Genomic DNA, 16,907 nt, shown 5'->3' with positions numbered 1-16,907 from the left:
GAACGCTCAGATTTTACTTGTCAGAGCGGCGGTGCATCAGCACGTCGCGTCATTTCCGACAATTTCGTGGCGCGTGTGGGAACCGCCGGCGCCGCCGTGGCAACCGCGAGGGGTGCCGACTGGATGTAGTTGATGACGTCGTCGTGGCTCATCAGGCCGAACCGAACTTGCAGGTCGGGGTAGCTCAGCCGGAAGTGATCGGCCACCAGGCGGAGTTCTTCCGCATTGGGGTAATCGGCCTCTTTGATCCGCCGGTAATACGTACTGCTCGACGTTCCTAGCGCGCCGTAGATCTCCCTCGCTTCGACGTCGCCGTCGAAGATGTAGTCGAGCAGCGCCTTGAGCTGTCTGCCGTTCTGGTCTATTCGGGGCACTCTGCCACGATAGACCCTTCCCCCCCCTTTGGTTGCTAGCAACTGTTTTTGCGACACCTAAGCCGTCATTGACATGGGCGTCACAGTTTCGGGAGCTATGTCCCAAATTTGGGAACGGTGTTGTAGTCTGCATCACATGACTCTTGCGTACGCCGGTGAGTTCGACGCCGTTCTCCCTTCTGCTGCTGCGGCGACGATGCATGTCGCCGACTATGAGTTCGGCGGCTTCGACACCGCCGGTACTGCGGTCGACATGCGGCGCCTCGAGGCGCCGCTGTCGCCGATGATCACCGCCGAGCTCGAGGGCGCTGTCGAATACCTGGGAGTCGATGCCGAGGTGCTGCTGATCGCCGCCCTCGGCCGCGCGATCGAGCGGGTCATCGGGCCCGGCCGAGCCGCGGTCGACGTGGCCGCAGCGAAGGAACGCTCCGGCGGCGGCCTGGCCGTGATCCGGCGGCTCGAGGTGGACGTGGCCTCCGCGTCGGACGTCGACGCCACCGCGATGGTGCGGGCGGTCCGCGGCGCCCTGGCGGCCGCCGCGGCCGACCCGAACGATGTTGCCGACGTGTTGTTCAGTTACGGCATGTCCGCCATCGACGGCGAGCACCCGGGCCCGGCGCACACGCTCGAGGTCCGCGCGTTCCACGCCGACGACGCCTTGCACGTCGACTGGTGGTATGCCCGGCACCAGTTCGAGCCCTACACCGTGGAAGAACTCGCCGAGCAGTTCTCCTACGCCGTCATCGAGCTCGCCTCGGAGGCCCTGCCGGTCGCGGAGTAGTCCGGTGTGCTCCGCGACGGCCCGCGCCCGCTAGAATCGCTGCATTCGCATCGATCCGGCCATCACCGGGGAGCATTCGGAAGAACGGCCGGCGCCATCAACGCCGCGGCTCAGTAGAACCGAACGGGTGGGCCCGTCATCGCCTGCAGTTGAGCGGCGCACGTTGCGACCTTCCGGGGTCGGCGGTGCGCAAGCGGGGTGGTACCGCGGCCCTCGCGTCCAGACGCGAGATCGTCGTCCCCGTGCCTGGATTGAGCACCTGCGTGGTGCTGACGGCACTGGAGACCAGACGTGAGCGCGTACCCCAAAACCGCCAGTGGCACACCGAATTTCCCCGACCTCGAGACTGAGGTCCTGGAGTTCTGGGCCCGTGACGACACCTTCCGTGCCAGCATCGCGCGCCGCGACGGCGCCCCCGAATACGTCTTCTACGACGGTCCGCCGTTCGCCAACGGGCTGCCGCACTACGGCCACCTGCTGACGGGTTACGTCAAGGACATCGTTCCGCGCTACCGCACCATGCGCGGCTACAAGGTCGAGCGCCGATTCGGCTGGGACACCCACGGCCTGCCAGCCGAGCTCGAGGTGCAGCGCCAGCTCGGGATCTCCGACAAGGCCCAGATCGAGGCCATGGGTATCGGAGCCTTCAATGATGCCTGCCGGGCCTCGGTCATGAAGTACTCGAACGAGTGGCAGTCCTACGTCACGCGCCAGGCCCGCTGGGTCGACTTCGAGAACGACTACAAGACCCTGGACCTGACGTTCATGGAGTCGGTGATCTGGGCGTTCAAGCAGCTGTGGGACAAGGGGCTGGCCTATGAGGGCAACCGCGTGCTGCCGTACTGCTGGAACGACGAGACGCCGCTGTCCAATCACGAGCTGCGGATGGACGACGACGTCTACCAGAGCCGGCAGGACCCGGCGCTGACCGTCGGGTTCGTCGCGACCGACGGCCCGGTGGTCGGCGCCCGCCTCCTGGTCTGGACGACGACGCCGTGGACCTTGCCGTCCAACCAGGCCGTCGCCGTGCACCCCGAGGTCACCTACGTGCAGGTGGTGGGCCCCGACGAGCAGAACTACGTGCTGGCCGAGCCGCGGCTGGCGGCCTATGCGCGCGAGTTCGGCGAAGAGCCGGTGGTCGTCGGCACCTACCTCGGCGCCGAACTGCTGGGCACGCACTACCTGCCGCCGTTCGCGTTCTTCGTCGACAGCGACAAGGCGCAGAACGCGTTCCAGGTGCTGCAGGGTGATTTCGTCACCACCGAGGACGGCACCGGCATCGTCCACATGGCGCCGGCCTACGGCGAGGACGACAAGGCCACCTGTGACGCCGCCGGGATCGTCGCCGTCACGCCGGTGGACTCCACGGGCCGGTTCGATTCGACGGTGCCCGACTATCAGGGTCAGCAGGTCTTCGAGGCCAACCCGCAGATCATCAAGGACCTCAAGAACGGCACCGGCCCGGCCGCGGTCAACGCAGCGGTCCTGCTGCGCCACGAGACCTACGAGCACTCCTACCCGCACTGCTGGCGGTGCCGCAACCCGCTGATCTACCGCGCGGTGTCGTCGTGGTTCGTCAAGGTCACCGAGTTCCGGGACCGGATGGTCGAGCTGAACCAGCAGATCACCTGGTACCCCGAGCACGTCAAGGACGGCCAGTTCGGCAAGTGGCTGTCCAATGCCCGCGACTGGTCGATCTCGCGAAACCGATACTGGGGCAGTCCGATTCCGGTGTGGAAGTCCGACGACCCGGCCTACCCGCGCATCGACGTCTACGGGAGCCTCGACGAGCTGGAACGCGACTTCGGCGTCCGCCCCGACAACCTGCACCGGCCCTACATCGACGAGCTGACCCGGCCCAACCCCGACGATCCGACCGGCAAATCGACCATGCGCCGCATCGAGGACGTCTTCGATGTCTGGTTCGACTCGGGCTCGATGCCCTACGCGCAGGTGCATTACCCGTTCGAGAATCAGGACTGGTTCGACGGTTCGGCGAGCGAAGAAGCTCACTTCCCGGGCGATTTCATCGTCGAGTACATCGGCCAGACGCGCGGCTGGTTCTACACCATGCACGTGCTGGCGACCGCGCTGTTCGACCGCCCGGCCTTCAAGACCTGTGTGGCGCACGGCATCGTGCTGGGCAACGACGGCCAGAAGATGAGCAAGTCGCTGCGCAACTACCCGGACGTGTCCGAGGTGTTCGACCGCGACGGTTCGGACGCCATGCGCTGGTTCCTGATGGCCTCGCCGATCCTGCGGGGCGGCAACCTGATCGTCACCGAGCAGGGCATCCGCGACGGTGTCCGGCAGGTGCTGCTGCCGGTCTGGAACGCGTACTCCTTCCTGGCGCTGTATGCACCGAAGAAGGGCACGTGGCGCACGGATTCGACGCACGTGCTGGACCGGTACATCCTGGCCAAGCTCGCCGACCTGCGGGACACCCTCACCGAGTCGCTCGACGCGTGCGACATCTCGGGCGCCTGCGAGCAGCTGCGCCAGTTCGCCGAGGCGCTCACCAATTGGTATGTGCGCCGGTCCCGTTCGCGGTTCTGGGAAGAGGACGCCGACGCCATCGACACGCTGCACACCGTGCTCGAGGTGACCTGCCGCCTGGCCGCACCGCTGCTGCCGCTGGCCACCGAGAAGATGTGGCAGGGGCTGACCGACGAGCGTTCCGTCCACCTGACGGACTGGCCTGAAGCGGGTGTGGTCCCGGCCGACCCCGAGCTGGTCGCGGCGATGGACCGCGTGCGCGAGGTGTGCTCGGCGGGTTCGTCGCTGCGCAAGGCCAAGAAGCTGCGCGTGCGGCTGCCGTTGCCGAAACTGACTGTGGCCGTAGATAATCCGTCGGCCCTCGCGCCGTTCAAGGATCTCATCGCCGACGAGCTCAACGTCAAGGCCGTCGAACTGTCCGACGACATCGACGCCTACGGCAAGTTCGAACTGACCGTCAACGCGCGCGTCGCGGGTCCGCGCATCGGCAAGGACGTGCAGGCCGCGATCAAGGCGGTCAAGGCCGGGGAGGGCGTCGTCAACCCCGACGGCACGCTGACCGCCGGCCCCGCCGTGCTGCTGCCGGCGGAGTACAGCTCGAAACTCGTTGCGGCCGAACCGGACTTCACCGCGGCGCTGCCTGACGGTGCGGGTCTGGTGGTGCTCGACGCCACCGTCACTCCCGAGCTGGAAGCCGAGGGCTGGGCGAAGGACCGGATCCGCGAGCTGCAGGACCTGCGCAAGGCCACGGGCCTCGACGTGTCCGACCGCATCACCGTGACGTTCGCGGTGCCGGCCGACAAGCAGCAGTGGGCGACCACCCACGCCGACCTGATCGCCGGCGAGATCCTGGCCACCGGTTTCACCGTGGTGGATGCGGGCGAGCTGGCCGACGGCGCCGACGTCGGTGACGGCGTCCGGGCCGCGATCGCGAAGGCCTGACGGCCCCGGGCGCGGGTCAGCCGCTGACCCGCGCCGACTGCCCCTCGAAGGTCACGGTGTCGCCGGGACGCAGCTGCCGTCCGCGCCGTGTCTCGACCTGGCCGTTGACGCGCACCATGCCGTCGCCGATGACCGCCTTGGCGTCGGCGCCACTGTCGATGAGGTTGGCCAGTTTGAGGAACTGCCCCAGCCGGATCGATTCGTCACGGATCGGCACGTCGTTCATGCCGAGAAGGGTATCGACATAGCATTGGCCACTGTGGATCGCTGGGTCCTGCACCTCGACATGGACGCCTTTTTCGCGTCCGTCGAGCAGCTGACCCGGCCTACGTTGCGGGACCGCCCGGTGCTGGTCGGCGGGCTCGGTGGTCGTGGCGTGGTGGCCGGGGCCAGTTACCAGGCCCGCAGATTCGGCGCCCGCTCGGCGATGCCCATGCATCAGGCCCGGCGGCTCGTCGGTGCGTCCGCCGTCGTGCTGCCGCCGCGTGGCGCGGTGTATTCGGTGGCCAGCCGGCGGGCGCTCGACGCGGTGCGTGCCGTGGTGCCGGTGCTGGAGCAGCTGTCGTTCGACGAGGCGTTCGGTGAGCCGGCCGAGCTGGTCGGTGCCGAGCCCGACGAGGTCCGGCAGTTCTGTCAGGACCTGCGGGCCGCGGTGCGCGCCGAGACGGGGTTGGTGGCCTCGGTCGGCGCCGGTTCGGGCAAACAGGTCGCCAAGATCGCGTCGGGTCTGGCCAAGCCCGACGGGGTCCGGATCATCAGTGGCGACGAGCAGGGCTCGCTGTTGGCGGCGCTACCGGTCCGCAAGCTGTGGGGAATCGGGCCGGTAGCCGAAGAGAAGCTGCACCGGCTGGGCATCGAGACCGTGGGCGCGCTGGCGGCGCTCACCGATGCCGAGGCCGCCGACGTCCTCGGCGGCACCGTCGGCCCGGCGTTGCACCGGCTGGCCCGCGGCATCGATGACCGGCCGGTTGTCGAGCGCGCCGAGGCCAAACAGATCAGCGCCGAATCCACGTTCCAGGTCGACCTGACGACCCTTGACCAATTGCGCGAGAGGATCGGGCCCATCGCCGAGCACGCGCACCGCCGGCTGCAGCGCGACGGGCGCGGTGCCCGCACCGTCACGGTGAAGCTGAAGAAGTCAGACATGAGTACGTTGACCCGCTCGGCCACGTTGCCGTACGCGACGACCGACCCGTCGACCCTGGCGGCGACGGCCCGCCGGTTGCTGCTCGATCCCATCGAGATCGGTCCGATTCGCCTTGTGGGCGTGGGGTTTTCGGGCCTGACGGATGCGCGGCAGGAGTCACTGTTCCCGGAGCTGGAGCTGGTGGACGGTCCGGAGGTGGCGACGTCGGCGGGTCAGGCCGGGGCGGTGGGTGCCGCGCCCACCGAATCCTCGTGGCGCATCGGCGACGACGTCCAGCATCCGGACCACGGCCACGGCTGGGTGCAGGGGGCCGGGCACGGTGTCATGACGGTGCGATTCGAAACCCGGGCCAGTGGACCCGGGGTGGCCCGCACGGTCGCCGCTGATGATCCGTTGATCACCCGCGCCGACCCTGTCGACAGCCTCGACTGGCAGGAGTATCTGGCGCAGCTGCCGAGCGACGACGGCGCGGACTAGGCCCACTCGGCGAAGAGTTCATTTGTGGGGATGCCGGCCGCCAGTGCCGCCATCAGCAATACCCGGGCCTGGGCGGCCCGTAGTCCACCCGCTGACACCGCCCCGGCATCGAGCAGCGCGCGGCCTGGTCCGTAGCCGGACGTGACCCGCGTACCCGGAACCCGGGTCGCGACCGCCACCTCGACACCGGCGGCGCACAGTCGCTGCACGCCGGTGAGCACCTTGGAACCCGCATTGCCCGAGCCGAGGGACTCGAGCACGATGCCGCCGGCGCCGGCTGCGGCGAAGGCATCCATGGCCAACGCGTCGCTGCCGGCATAGGCGGCAACGATGTCGACGCGCGGCGCGGCTGCCGCCGACAGGGCACCGAGCAACGGCCGCCGTTTTACCGCGTCGGGAACGAATGAGCCGTCCCTGATCGCGCCGACCGCGGTGCCGACCAGACCGTGACCGGCCTTGGTCATGCCCAGTGGTTGCCACACCCGGCCGGCCATGCTGACCAGCACCCCGAGGTCGCGCGCGGACGGGCTGGCGGCGACGGTGATCGCGTCACGCAGGTTGGCCGGGCCGTCGGGGTCGGGTGCGTCACTGCTGCGCATGGCGCCGGTCAGGACCACCGGCGCGGCAGCTGCGTAGGTGATGTCGAGCCACAGTGCGGTTTCTTCCATGGTGTCGGTGCCGTGGGTGATGACGATCCCGTCGGCATCGGCGGCCGCCTGTACGGCGGCCCCGATTCGGTCCCAGTCGGTAGGGGTCAGCTCGGAACTGTCGACGGACATCAGGTCGACGGTGTCGACCTGGACGCTCGAACCGAGGCTGCCCACCAGATCGGTTGCGCTGCGTGTTGGCCGGGCGATTCCGTGTTGGTCGGTGCTGGTGGCGATGGTGCCTCCGGTGGCGATCACGACGACGCGATTCATAGGCGAAATTGTTCCTCACGGCGTCTTTGGGATGATGGGGGCGTGACTGATGAATCCACGGAGCCCGAGGCGACTCTGGAGACCGAGCCGGAGGCGACCCTGGAGACCGAGCCGGAGGCGACCCTGGAGACCGAGCCGGAGGCGACCCTGGAGACCATGAGCGCGGCGACCTCGCTGCCTCAGAACAAACCCGCGCCACGGCGCCTGCGGCTGTTGCTGGCGGTCGCGGGGCTGGTGCTGGGCTTGGATGTGGTGACCAAAGTGCTGGCGGTGAAGCTGCTGGTGCCGGGTCAGCCGGTCGAGATCATCGGCGACACCGTCACCTGGACGCTGGTCCGCAATTCGGGTGCGGCCTTCTCGATGGCCACCGGATACACCTGGGTGCTGACGTTGGTGGCCACCGGTGTGGTGCTCGGCATCATCTGGATGGGTCGGCGTCTGGTCTCGCTGTGGTGGGCGCTCGGCCTGGGCATGATCCTCGGCGGCGCGGTCGGCAACCTCGTGGACCGGTTCTTCCGGGCGCCTGGCCCGCTGCGCGGGCATGTGGTGGATTTCCTGTCGGTCGGCTGGTGGCCGGTGTTCAACGTCGCCGATTCCGCGGTGGTCTGCGGGGCGGTGCTGTTGGTGGGCCTGTCCATGTTCGGATTCGATTACGACACGGCCGGCAAGCGCCCGCCGGAGGTCGAGCCCGCAGCCGCGGAGGCCGCCACCGCGGTCGTCGACGAGGCTGAAACCGGCCGATGAGTAGCCGTTCGATGCCGGTCCCCGAAGGACTGGCCGGGATGCGGGTGGACGCGGGCCTGGCCCGTCTGCTGGGGCTGTCGCGGACCGCGGTGGCCACGATCGCCGAAGACGGCGGTGTCGATATCGACGGCGCTCCGGCGGCCAAGTCCGACAAGCTGGTGGCGGGCTCCTGGTTGGAGGTCCGGCTACCGGAGGCGCCGCCACCGGTGGAGAACACTCCGCAGGCGATCGAGGGCATGGCGATCCTCTACTCCGACGATGACATCGTGGCCGTGGACAAGCCGGCCGGGGTGGCGGCACACGCTTCGTTGGGCTGGACCGGACCGACGGTCCTCGGCGGGCTCGCCGCGGCCGGTTTCCGGATCAGCACGTCGGGCATCCACGAGCGGCAGGGCATCGTGCACCGTCTCGATGCGGGCACGTCCGGCGTCATGGTGGTGGCGCTGTCCGAGCGGGCGTACACCGTGCTCAAGCGGGCGTTCAAACACCGCACGGTCGACAAGCGGTACCACGCGCTGGTGCAGGGCCACCCGGATCCGTCCAGCGGCACCATCGACGCGCCGATCGGCCGGGCCCGGGGCAATGACTGGAAGTTCGCCGTCACCGAGGGTGGCCGGCACAGCATCACCCATTACGACACCGTCGAGGCGTTCGTGGCGGCGAGCCTGCTCGACGTGCATCTGGAAACCGGTCGCACGCATCAGATTCGGGTGCACTTCTCGGCGCTGCACCATCCGTGTTGCGGGGACCTGACCTACGGTGCCGATCCGACACTCGCGAAAAAGCTTGGGCTGCAACGACAGTGGCTGCATGCGCGGTCGCTGGGTTTTGCCCATCCTGCTGACGGTCGGTGGATCGAGATCACCAGCGAGTACCCGCCGGAATTGCAGCACGCGCTGGACGTGTTGCATCGTCAGTGACGACTACCGCGACGGCCACCGCGAACCAGAACCGGGGACTGCTGCTCGGGCTCGGCGCCTTCGGCTCGTGGGGTTTGTTTCCCGCGTTCTTCCCGCTGCTGAAGCCGGCCGGGGCGTTCGAGGTGCTCGCCCACCGCATCGTGTGGACGCTCCTGCTGATGTTGGTGGTGCTGACCGTCGGCCGTCGCCTCGGTGACCTGCGCCGACTCTCGGGTCGTACGTGGGGGCTACTGGTGTGTGCGTCTGCCCTGATCTCGCTGAACTGGGCCATCTACATCTACGCGGTGACCAACGGCCACGTGGTGGACGCGGCGCTGGGCTACTTCATCAACCCGCTGGTCAGTGTGGCGCTTGGCGTCGCGGTGTTCGGGGAGCGGCTGGGTCGAGCGCAGGCGGCGGCCCTGGTCATCGCGGTGGCCGCGGTGATCGTGCTGGCGGTACAGGCCGGTGAGTTTCCGGCGATCGGCCTGGGCGTTGCCTTGTCATTCGGGGTGTACGGCGCGGTCAAGAAGGTGGTTCGGGCCGATCCTCGGGTCAGCGTCGGTGTCGAGGCCGGTGTCGCGGCCCCGTTCGCGCTGGCCTATTTGGCGGTCCTGGCGGTCGCCGGGCATGCGACGGTGCCCGCGCTCGGGCCGGGTCATGCGGCCTTGATGATGTTGTGCGGCCCGGTGACTGCGCTCCCGTTGCTGATATTCGCCGGTGCGGCGCAGCGCCTTCCGCTCGTCACGATGGGTCTGCTGCAGTACCTGACGCCGGCGCTGCAGATGGCCTGGGGCGTATTTGTCGGCCATGAGCCGATGCCGGCAGGTCGGTGGACCGGGTTCGTGCTGATCTGGGTTGCACTTGCTGTGTTCACCGGCGACGCGGTCTTTCGGGCGCGAGTCGCAGCCGATGGCCGGGCCACTCGGGATGCGATCCGTGCCTGATCGCACGGCAATCTGCGGCAGCGTTGACAGGGTAGCGGTTGACCGCGTTTCAGCTATATCTTAAAGTTTGCTGAATTCGTAAATATCCCTTCCCTGCGCGAGGACGTGGCATGGTGCAACTCGATGTTCTCCAAGTGAAGGCGCCGCGTCGGAGAGGACGCCCGGCGGGTACTGATTCGGCTCAGACCCGAGCCCGCATCCTGGGGGCCGCGCGTGAGGTGATCGCGGTCCGTGGCTACCACGCAACCACCATCCAGGCCATCGCCGAGATCGCCGAGTTGAGCCGTCCCACGCTGCATTACCACTTCCAGACGCGCGAGGACATCTACCACTGTCTGCTGAATGAGATCGCCACGACGATCGACCTCTGCATCGCCCGAGCGGGAGCGGAATCCACTCTGCCAGAACAGATTTCGGTACTCGTCACCGAATTCCGCAACGCTGGTGTCCATGAACCGGGCAGTGTGGCGCTGCTGGTCAGCTCCTATCTGGAGGCCGACCGGTTGCCGGCCCCGCGCAGGGACGCGAAGGCGGCCGTCCGCAAATTCATGGACCAGGCCGTGCGCGACGCCGTGGCGCGCGGTGAGTTGCCTGCCGAGACCGCTGTGGCCCCTGTGGCGGACCTGCTGTACACCATGGTGTGGGGGCTCGGGTTCTATGCCGGGCTCGTGGCCGACCGGGATCGCGTCGAAGCGGTAACTAAGCAACTGCAACAGGTGTTGCACAAGGGGTTGCTGGTGGGTCCCGGGGCAACAGCCGTCGCGGCTTCGTCGTAGTCCCGCCGACGACACAGCGCCCGACACGCCGAGAGGTGTCGGTGGCCCGTTTTAGACTGGCAGCCCTATGAGCCAGTTCGTGCACCTCCACAATCACACCGAGTACTCGATGCTGGACGGTGCCGCGAAGGTCAAGCCGATGGTGCAGGAAGCCATCCGGTTGGGTATGCCGGCAATCGGCATGACCGACCACGGAAACATGTTCGGCGCCAGCGAGTTCTACAACACCGCCACCAAAGAGGGCATCAAGCCGATCATCGGCATCGAGGCGTACATCGCGCCCGCGGCGCGCTTCAACACCAAGCGCATCACCTGGGGCGATCCGAGCCAGAAGAGCGACGACGTCTCGGGTAGTGGCTCGTACACCCACATGACGATGGTCGCGGAGAACGCGACCGGGCTGCGCAACCTGTTCAAGCTGTCGTCGCTGGCGTCGTTCGAGGGGCAGCTCGGCAAGTGGTCCCGCATGGACGCGGAGATCATCGCCGAGCATTCCGCGGGCATCATCGCCACGACCGGCTGCCCGTCGGGTGAGGTGCAGACCCGGCTCCGGCTCGGTCACGAGAAAGAGGCCGTCGAGGCCGCCGCGAAGTGGCAGGAGATCTTCGGCAAGGAGAACTTCTTCCTCGAGCTGATGGACCACGGCATCGAGATCGAGCGCCGGGTTCGCGAGGGCCTGCTGGACATCGGCAAGAAGCTGGGCATCCCGCCGCTCGCCACCAACGACTGCCACTACGTCACCCGCGAGGCCTCGCACAACCACGAGGCGCTGCTGTGTATCCAGACCGGCAAGACGCTGTCCGATCCGACGCGGTTCAAGTTCGACGGTGACGGCTACTACCTCAAGTCGGCCGAGGACATGCGGGCCATGTGGGATCACCAGGTACCCGGTGCCTGTGATTCGACCTTGCTGATCGCCGAGCGCGTCGAGTCCTACGCCGATGTCTGGAAGTTCCACGACCGGATGCCGATCTTCCCGGTGCCCGAGGGCGAGACGCAGGCCACGTGGCTGCGCAAAGAGGTGCTGCGTGGCCTGGACCGGCGCTTCCCGGGCGGCCCGCCCCAGGAGTATCTCGACCGCGCCGAATACGAGATCAGCGTCATCGTGCAGATGGGCTTCCCGGCATACTTTCTCGTCGTCGGTGACCTCATCAGCCACGCGCGCGAGGTGGGAATCTGGGTGGGCCCCGGCCGAGGTTCGGCCGCAGGTTCGCTGGTGGCGTGGGCGATGGGCATCACCAACATCGACCCGATCCCGCACGGTCTGCTGTTCGAGCGGTTCCTCAACCCCGAGCGCGTGTCGATGCCCGATATCGACATCGACTTCGACGACCGCCGGCGCGGCGAGATGGTGCGCTACGCGAGCGAGAAGTGGGGCAGTGACCGCGTCGCCCAGGTCATCACCTTCGGTACCATCAAAACCAAAGCGGCACTGAAGGATTCGGCTCGAGTCCATTACGGGCAGCCGGGCTTCGCCATCGCCGATCGCATCACCAAGGCGCTGCCGCCGCCCATCATGGCCAAGGACATCTCGGTGGCGGGGATCACCGACCCCAACCACGAGCGGTACAAGGAAGCCGCCGAGGTCCGCGCGTTGATCGACACCGACCCCGACGTGCGCACCATCTACGAGACCGCCCGCGGGCTGGAGGGGCTGGTCCGCAACGCGGGTGTGCACGCCTGCGCGGTGATCATGAGCTCCGAACCGCTCATCGACGCCATCCCGATGTGGAAGCGCGCCCAGGACGGCGCCATCATCACCGGCTGGGACTACCCGTCGTGTGAGGCCATCGGCCTGCTGAAGATGGACTTCCTGGGTCTGCGCAACCTCACCGTCATCGGTGACGCGCTGGAGAACATCAAGGCCAACCGGGGCATCGATCTGGACCTCGACCACCTGAGCCTGGACGACCCGAAAACCTACGAGCTGCTGGCGCGCGGCGACACGCTCGGCGTGTTCCAGCTCGACGGATCCGCGATGCGCGATCTGCTGAAACTGATGCGACCGACGGGCTTCGAGGACATCGTGGCCGTCCTGGCGCTGTACCGGCCGGGTCCGATGGGTGTGGACGCGCACACCGACTACGCGAAGCGCAAGAACGGGCTGCAGGAGATCAAGCCCATCCACCCGGAGCTCGAAGAGCCGCTGCGTGACATCCTTTCCGAGACTTACGGTCTGATCGTTTACCAAGAACAGATCATGCACATCGCACAGAAGGTCGCGGGCTACTCGCTCGGCCAAGCAGACCTGCTGCGTCGCGCGATGGGTAAGAAGAAGAAGGAAATCCTCGACGAGGCCTACGGCGGGTTTGCCGACGGCATGAAGCAGAACGGCTTCTCGCAGGCGGCCATCACTGCGCTGTGGGACACGGTGCTGCCGTTCGCCGGCTACGCGTTCAACAAGTCGCACGCCGCCGGATACGGTCTGGTGTCGTTCTGGACCGCCTACCTCAAGGCCAACTATCCGGCCGAGTACATGGCAGGTCTGCTGACCTCGGTCGGTGACGACAAGGACAAGGCCGCGATTTACCTGGCGGATTGCCGCCGCCTGGGCATCACCGTGCTGCCACCGGATGTCAACGAATCGGTGCACAACTTCGCCTCGGTCGGCAAGGACATCCGGTACGGGCTGGGCGGTGTGCGCAACGTCGGCGCCAACGTGGTGCAGTCCATCATCGCGGGCCGGACCGACAAGGGGAAATACACCGATTTCTCCGACTACCTCAGCAAGATCGACATCACCGCCTGCAACAAGCGGGTCACCGAATCTCTGGTCAAGGCAGGCGCTTTCGACTCGCTGGGCCATGCCCGCAAGGGCCTGTTCCTGGTGCACGCCGATGCGGTCGACTCGGTGCTCGGCACCAAGAAGGCCGAGGCCATGGGTCAGTTCGATCTGTTCGGCGGCGGTGACGCCGGCGATGCCGGGGACGCGGCCTTCACGATCAAGGTGCCCGACGACGAGTGGGACGACAAGCACAAGCTCGCCCTGGAGCGCGAGATGCTGGGCCTGTACGTTTCCGGCCATCCGCTCAACGGTGTCGCGCACCTGCTCAATGCGCAGGTGGACACCCAGATTCCGGCCATTCTCGAAGGCGCTGTCGCCAACGACAGCCAGGTCCGCATCGGCGGCATCCTGGCGGGTGTGGTCCGGCGCGTCAACAAGCAGGGATTGCCCTGGGCCTCAGCGCAATTGGAAGATCTCAACGGTTCGGTGACGGTGAACTTCTTCCCGAAGACCTATGCCGTGTTCGGTGCCGACATCATGGACGACGCCATCGTGCTGGTGAGCGGCAAGGCGCGCGTCGAAGACGAGCGGGTGTCGATCTTCGCCAGTGACCTTGTGGTGCCCGACTTCTCGAACGCGCAGGCCGACCGTCCGCTCGCGGTGAGGCTGCCGACGCGGCAGTGCACGCCGGAGAAGGTCAGTGCGCTCAAGCAGGTGCTGGCCCACCACCCGGGCACCTCTCAGGTGCATCTGCGGCTCATCAGTGGAGACCGCATCACCACTCTGGAACTGGACCAGACGCTGCGCGTGACACCGTCGTCGGCGTTGATGGGCGACCTGAAGGCACTGCTGGGGCCGGGCTGCCTCGGCGGATAGTGCCGGTTCAGAAGCGGTAGCGCAGGATCCGGGCCTTCCGCGCGCCCGCGCGGGTGCGCCCCGTCAGCCGGGTGGCGATCCGTAGCACCCGGGGAAACAGGTCGACCTCGGGCTGGTGGGCCAGGCTGGCTTCTTCGACGAGTTGCATTCGGGGATTCCACGTCAGGGGGTGACGTGCATCCTTGAAACCCGCATAACCCAGTTGGCTGCCAACGTCTTTGAACATCTTCTGCGGCAGGTACTTGAACGCCGCCAGGCTGACCGGCCCGAACTGTCCGTAGTCGTTGAACGCCAGCTCGCCGCGGTGGAAGTGTGCGGTGACACTGCGAAACACGCCGGCGATGACGGGCTCGGTCAGGAATGCGAACAGGCCATCTGCCACCAGCATGGTGGGACGGTCCGCAGGAATCGTTGCGGCCCAGTTCGTTTCGGCAACCGACGCCACCACCGTATGAGAGTGGGGGTTCGCCGGCAGCATCTGGTCGCGCAGCGCAGAAATGGCGGCCAGGTCCACGGTGTACCAATCGACCGTCGGCGGTGGGGCCACCCGATAGAAGCCGCTGTCGAGGCCACCACCGAGATCGACCACGACGGCATCGGGGTTCGATGCGATGAACGCCGATACGCGGTCATCGAGCATCTTGGCGCGCAGCGCGGTCTGGCAGACCACGCTGGTCTGGACGCCCAGCGCGGCGAAGTCATAGTCGATTGCCGCGACGGCGGCGTCCGCCCAGGTGTCGCGGAGAATCGAGCGGGGCTTGCGGTTGTCCAGAGCCCGCGCGTACACGGTGAGCAGAGCAGTCTGTTCGACAGGCGTCAGCGACGTCACAGCTATTCCCATCGTTCCGACCATACGCCCCCATTGGCGCTGAACGTTCAGCCCAAAATGTTTAGCGCCCTGTGGATTTCGCGCTGTGGTGCCATGAGACGCCGGCGATGTGCTTCGATCATGAGGCCCATCGAGGAGGGACACCGGAATGTCTGAAGCGCAGCATCCGACCACTTTGTGTGAAGCGTTCCAGCAGACAGCGTCGATCGAGCCGGACGCCGTCGCCTTGCGCACCGCCGGCGGCGGGCCGACCCTCACCTGGGCGGAGTACGCCGAACAGGTCCGCGCCGTGGCGGCCGGGCTCAGCGGGCTCGGGGTGGCCCGCGGCGACACCGTGTCGCTGATGATGGCCAACCGGGTGGAGTTCTATCCGCTGGAGGTCGGCGCGCAGCACGTCGGCGCCACGTCGTTCTCGGTATACAACACGTTGCCCCCGGCGGACCTGGCGCACGTCTTCGGCAATGCCGGCACCAAAGTCGTGATGTGCGAGGCGCAATTCGTCGACCGTATTCGCGCCAGCGGCGCGCCCATCGAACACATCGTGGTCATCGACGGCGCGGTCGACGGGACCATCGGCGTCGCGGAGCTGCTCGCATCCGCGCCGGCGGACTTCGACTTCGAGGCCACCTGGCGCGCGGTCCGGCCCGACGACATCGTCACGCTCATCTACACCTCGGGCACCACCGGCAAGCCGAAGGGCGTGGAGATGACGCACGCCAACATCCTGTTCGAGTCGTTCGCGGTCGACGATGTGCTGGGCATCCAGTTCGGTGACCGCGGCACGTCCTACCTGCCGACGGCCCACATCGCCGATCGTCTGACCGGACTGTATTTCCAGGAGGTCTTCGGCACGCAGCTCACCACCGTCTCGGACGTCCGTGCGATCGCCGCGGCGTTGCCCGAGGTCCGGCCGACGGTCTGGGGCGGGGTGCCGCGCGTGTGGGAAAAGCTCAAGGCCGCAGTCGAGTTCGCGGTGGCCAACGAGCCCGACGAGATGAAGCGGGCAGCGTTGCAATGGGCCCTGTCGGTCGGCGCCAAGAAGGCCGCGCCGCTGTTGGCGCACCAACCGGTGCCCGACGACGTGGCCGCCGAGTGGGCCACCGCCGACGACCTGGTGCTGTCCAAACTGCGTGACCGGCTGGGCCTCGACCAGGTCCGGTGGGCCGTCTCCGGCGCGGCGCCGATCCCGGTGCAGACCCTCGGTTTCTTCGTCGGTCTCGGGCTCCCGATGACCGAGCTGTGGGGCATGTCGGAACTGAGTTGCATTGCCACGGTGAGTCACCCGCGCGACACGAAACTCGGTACCGTCGGCCGGCCGCTGCCCGGCGTGGAATGCCGGCTGGCCGACGACGGTGAGCTTCTGGTGCGGGCGCCGCTGGTCATGAAGGGTTACCGGAAGGAGCCGGCCAAGACGGCGGAGGCCCTCGACGCCGACGGCTGGCTGCACACCGGCGATGTCGCCCGGATCGACGACGAGGGCTACCTGACCATCGTCGACCGCAAGAAGGAACTGATCATCAACGCGGCCGGCAAGAACATGTCGCCGGCCAACATCGAGAAATCCATCAAGGCGGCGTGCCCGCTGATCGGCGTGGTCATGGCCATCGGCGATGCGCGGCCGTACAACACCGCGCTCATCGTGCTCGACGCCGAGTCGGCGGGTCCCTATGCCGCGCAGCGCGGACTTGCCGACGCATCGCCGGCGGCGCTGGCGGCCGATCCCGAACTGATCGCACAGATCGCCGCCGGTGTGGCGCAAGGCAATACCGAGTTGTCACGCGTCGAGCAGATCAAGCGGTTCTCGGTGTTGCCGACGTTCTGGGAGCCCGGGGGAGCCGAGATCACTTTGACGATGAAGCTCAAACGGCGCCCCATCGTCGAGAAGTACGCCGCGGAGATCGAAGCGCTCTACGAAGCCGCGCCGGGGCCGACCGTCCACGAACCGAAAGCGACTGTCGCGGCGTCGAATTGAGG

General features: G+C 67.3%; 13 protein-coding genes. 9 read left to right on the top strand and 4 right to left on the bottom strand.

The window, feature by feature from the left end:
* Nucleotides 1-20 precede the first annotated feature (20 nt).
* The gene (locus tag ACJEIK_RS15150) at nucleotides 21-374 is read right to left on the bottom strand and encodes an XRE family transcriptional regulator (RefSeq protein WP_267325880.1); all 354 of its coding nucleotides are present in this window, start codon (nucleotides 372-374) and stop codon (nucleotides 21-23) included.
* Between the two features lie 136 nt (nucleotides 375-510).
* On the opposite strand from ACJEIK_RS15150, the gene ACJEIK_RS15145 reads away from it, so the two are divergent.
* Both ACJEIK_RS15145 and ileS read left to right on the top strand, forming a co-directional pair.
* The gene (locus ACJEIK_RS15145; RefSeq protein ID WP_267325879.1) at nucleotides 511-1,155 is read left to right on the top strand and encodes a hypothetical protein; all 645 of its coding nucleotides are present in this window, start codon (nucleotides 511-513) and stop codon (nucleotides 1,153-1,155) included.
* Between the two features lie 291 nt (nucleotides 1,156-1,446).
* A complete protein-coding gene (gene ileS, locus ACJEIK_RS15140; RefSeq protein WP_409429944.1) occupies nucleotides 1,447-4,593 on the top strand; it encodes an isoleucine--tRNA ligase in 3,147 nt (1,048 codons plus the stop codon).
* Nucleotides 4,594-4,609: 16 nt separating this feature from the next.
* Here ileS and ACJEIK_RS15135 read toward each other — a convergent pair whose 3' ends face one another.
* On the bottom strand, nucleotides 4,610-4,819 hold the full coding sequence (locus ACJEIK_RS15135; RefSeq protein WP_061000815.1) for an RNA-binding S4 domain-containing protein: 210 nt from the start codon (nucleotides 4,817-4,819) through the stop codon (nucleotides 4,610-4,612).
* 60 nt (nucleotides 4,820-4,879) lie between these two features.
* Here ACJEIK_RS15135 and ACJEIK_RS15130 point away from each other — a divergent pair, with 60 nt between their 5' ends.
* Entirely contained in the window at nucleotides 4,880-6,217 is a 1,338-nt protein-coding gene (locus ACJEIK_RS15130) for a DNA polymerase IV (RefSeq protein ID WP_409431701.1), read from the top strand.
* Here the strand turns inward: ACJEIK_RS15130 and ACJEIK_RS15125 are convergent.
* Nucleotides 6,214-7,137, bottom strand: a complete 924-nt coding sequence (locus ACJEIK_RS15125; protein WP_409429943.1) for an asparaginase — start codon at nucleotides 7,135-7,137, stop codon at nucleotides 6,214-6,216. The two genes, ACJEIK_RS15130 and ACJEIK_RS15125, sit on opposite strands and share 4 nt — an antisense overlap.
* Before the next feature lie 156 nt (nucleotides 7,138-7,293).
* Between ACJEIK_RS15125 and lspA the strand changes: the two genes are divergently transcribed.
* From lspA to dnaE, 5 genes are all read left to right on the top strand, one after another.
* Nucleotides 7,294-7,881, top strand: coding sequence for a signal peptidase II (gene lspA / locus ACJEIK_RS15120; protein WP_409431700.1), 588 nt, complete (start codon nucleotides 7,294-7,296; stop codon nucleotides 7,879-7,881).
* Nucleotides 7,878-8,801, top strand: coding sequence for an RluA family pseudouridine synthase (locus ACJEIK_RS15115; protein ID WP_409429942.1), 924 nt, complete (start codon nucleotides 7,878-7,880; stop codon nucleotides 8,799-8,801). Before lspA ends, ACJEIK_RS15115 begins: the two co-directional genes overlap by 4 nt.
* On the top strand, nucleotides 8,798-9,727 hold the full coding sequence (rarD, locus tag ACJEIK_RS15110; protein ID WP_409429941.1) for an EamA family transporter RarD: 930 nt from the start codon (nucleotides 8,798-8,800) through the stop codon (nucleotides 9,725-9,727). The genes ACJEIK_RS15115 and rarD overlap by 4 nt, the downstream gene beginning before the upstream one ends.
* 110 nt (nucleotides 9,728-9,837) lie before the next feature.
* Nucleotides 9,838-10,503, top strand: a complete 666-nt coding sequence (locus ACJEIK_RS15105) for a TetR/AcrR family transcriptional regulator (protein WP_409429940.1) — start codon at nucleotides 9,838-9,840, stop codon at nucleotides 10,501-10,503.
* 67 nt (nucleotides 10,504-10,570) lie between these two features.
* Nucleotides 10,571-14,104 (top strand): DNA polymerase III subunit alpha, encoded by a 3,534-nt coding sequence (gene dnaE, locus ACJEIK_RS15100; RefSeq protein WP_409429939.1) that lies wholly within the window; start codon nucleotides 10,571-10,573, stop codon nucleotides 14,102-14,104.
* 7 nt (nucleotides 14,105-14,111) lie between these two features.
* On the opposite strand, the gene ACJEIK_RS15095 is transcribed toward dnaE, so the two are convergent.
* Nucleotides 14,112-14,945: a class I SAM-dependent methyltransferase gene (locus ACJEIK_RS15095; protein WP_267325872.1), complete on the bottom strand. Its 834-nt coding sequence runs from the start codon at nucleotides 14,943-14,945 to the stop codon at nucleotides 14,112-14,114.
* 136 nt (nucleotides 14,946-15,081) lie between these two features.
* Here ACJEIK_RS15095 and fadD11 point away from each other — a divergent pair, with 136 nt between their 5' ends.
* Nucleotides 15,082-16,905, top strand: coding sequence for a fatty acid--CoA ligase FadD11 (gene fadD11 / locus ACJEIK_RS15090; protein ID WP_409429938.1), 1,824 nt, complete (start codon nucleotides 15,082-15,084; stop codon nucleotides 16,903-16,905).
* Nucleotides 16,906-16,907 lie beyond the last annotated feature (2 nt).

This window comes from Mycobacterium sp. SMC-16, from assembly GCF_046250085.1.
In the GTDB taxonomy this organism is placed as follows: domain Bacteria; phylum Actinomycetota; class Actinomycetes; order Mycobacteriales; family Mycobacteriaceae; genus Mycobacterium; species Mycobacterium phocaicum.
Note: the sequence above shows the minus strand (reverse complement) of the source record. Positions and strands in the feature narration are given on the sequence as shown.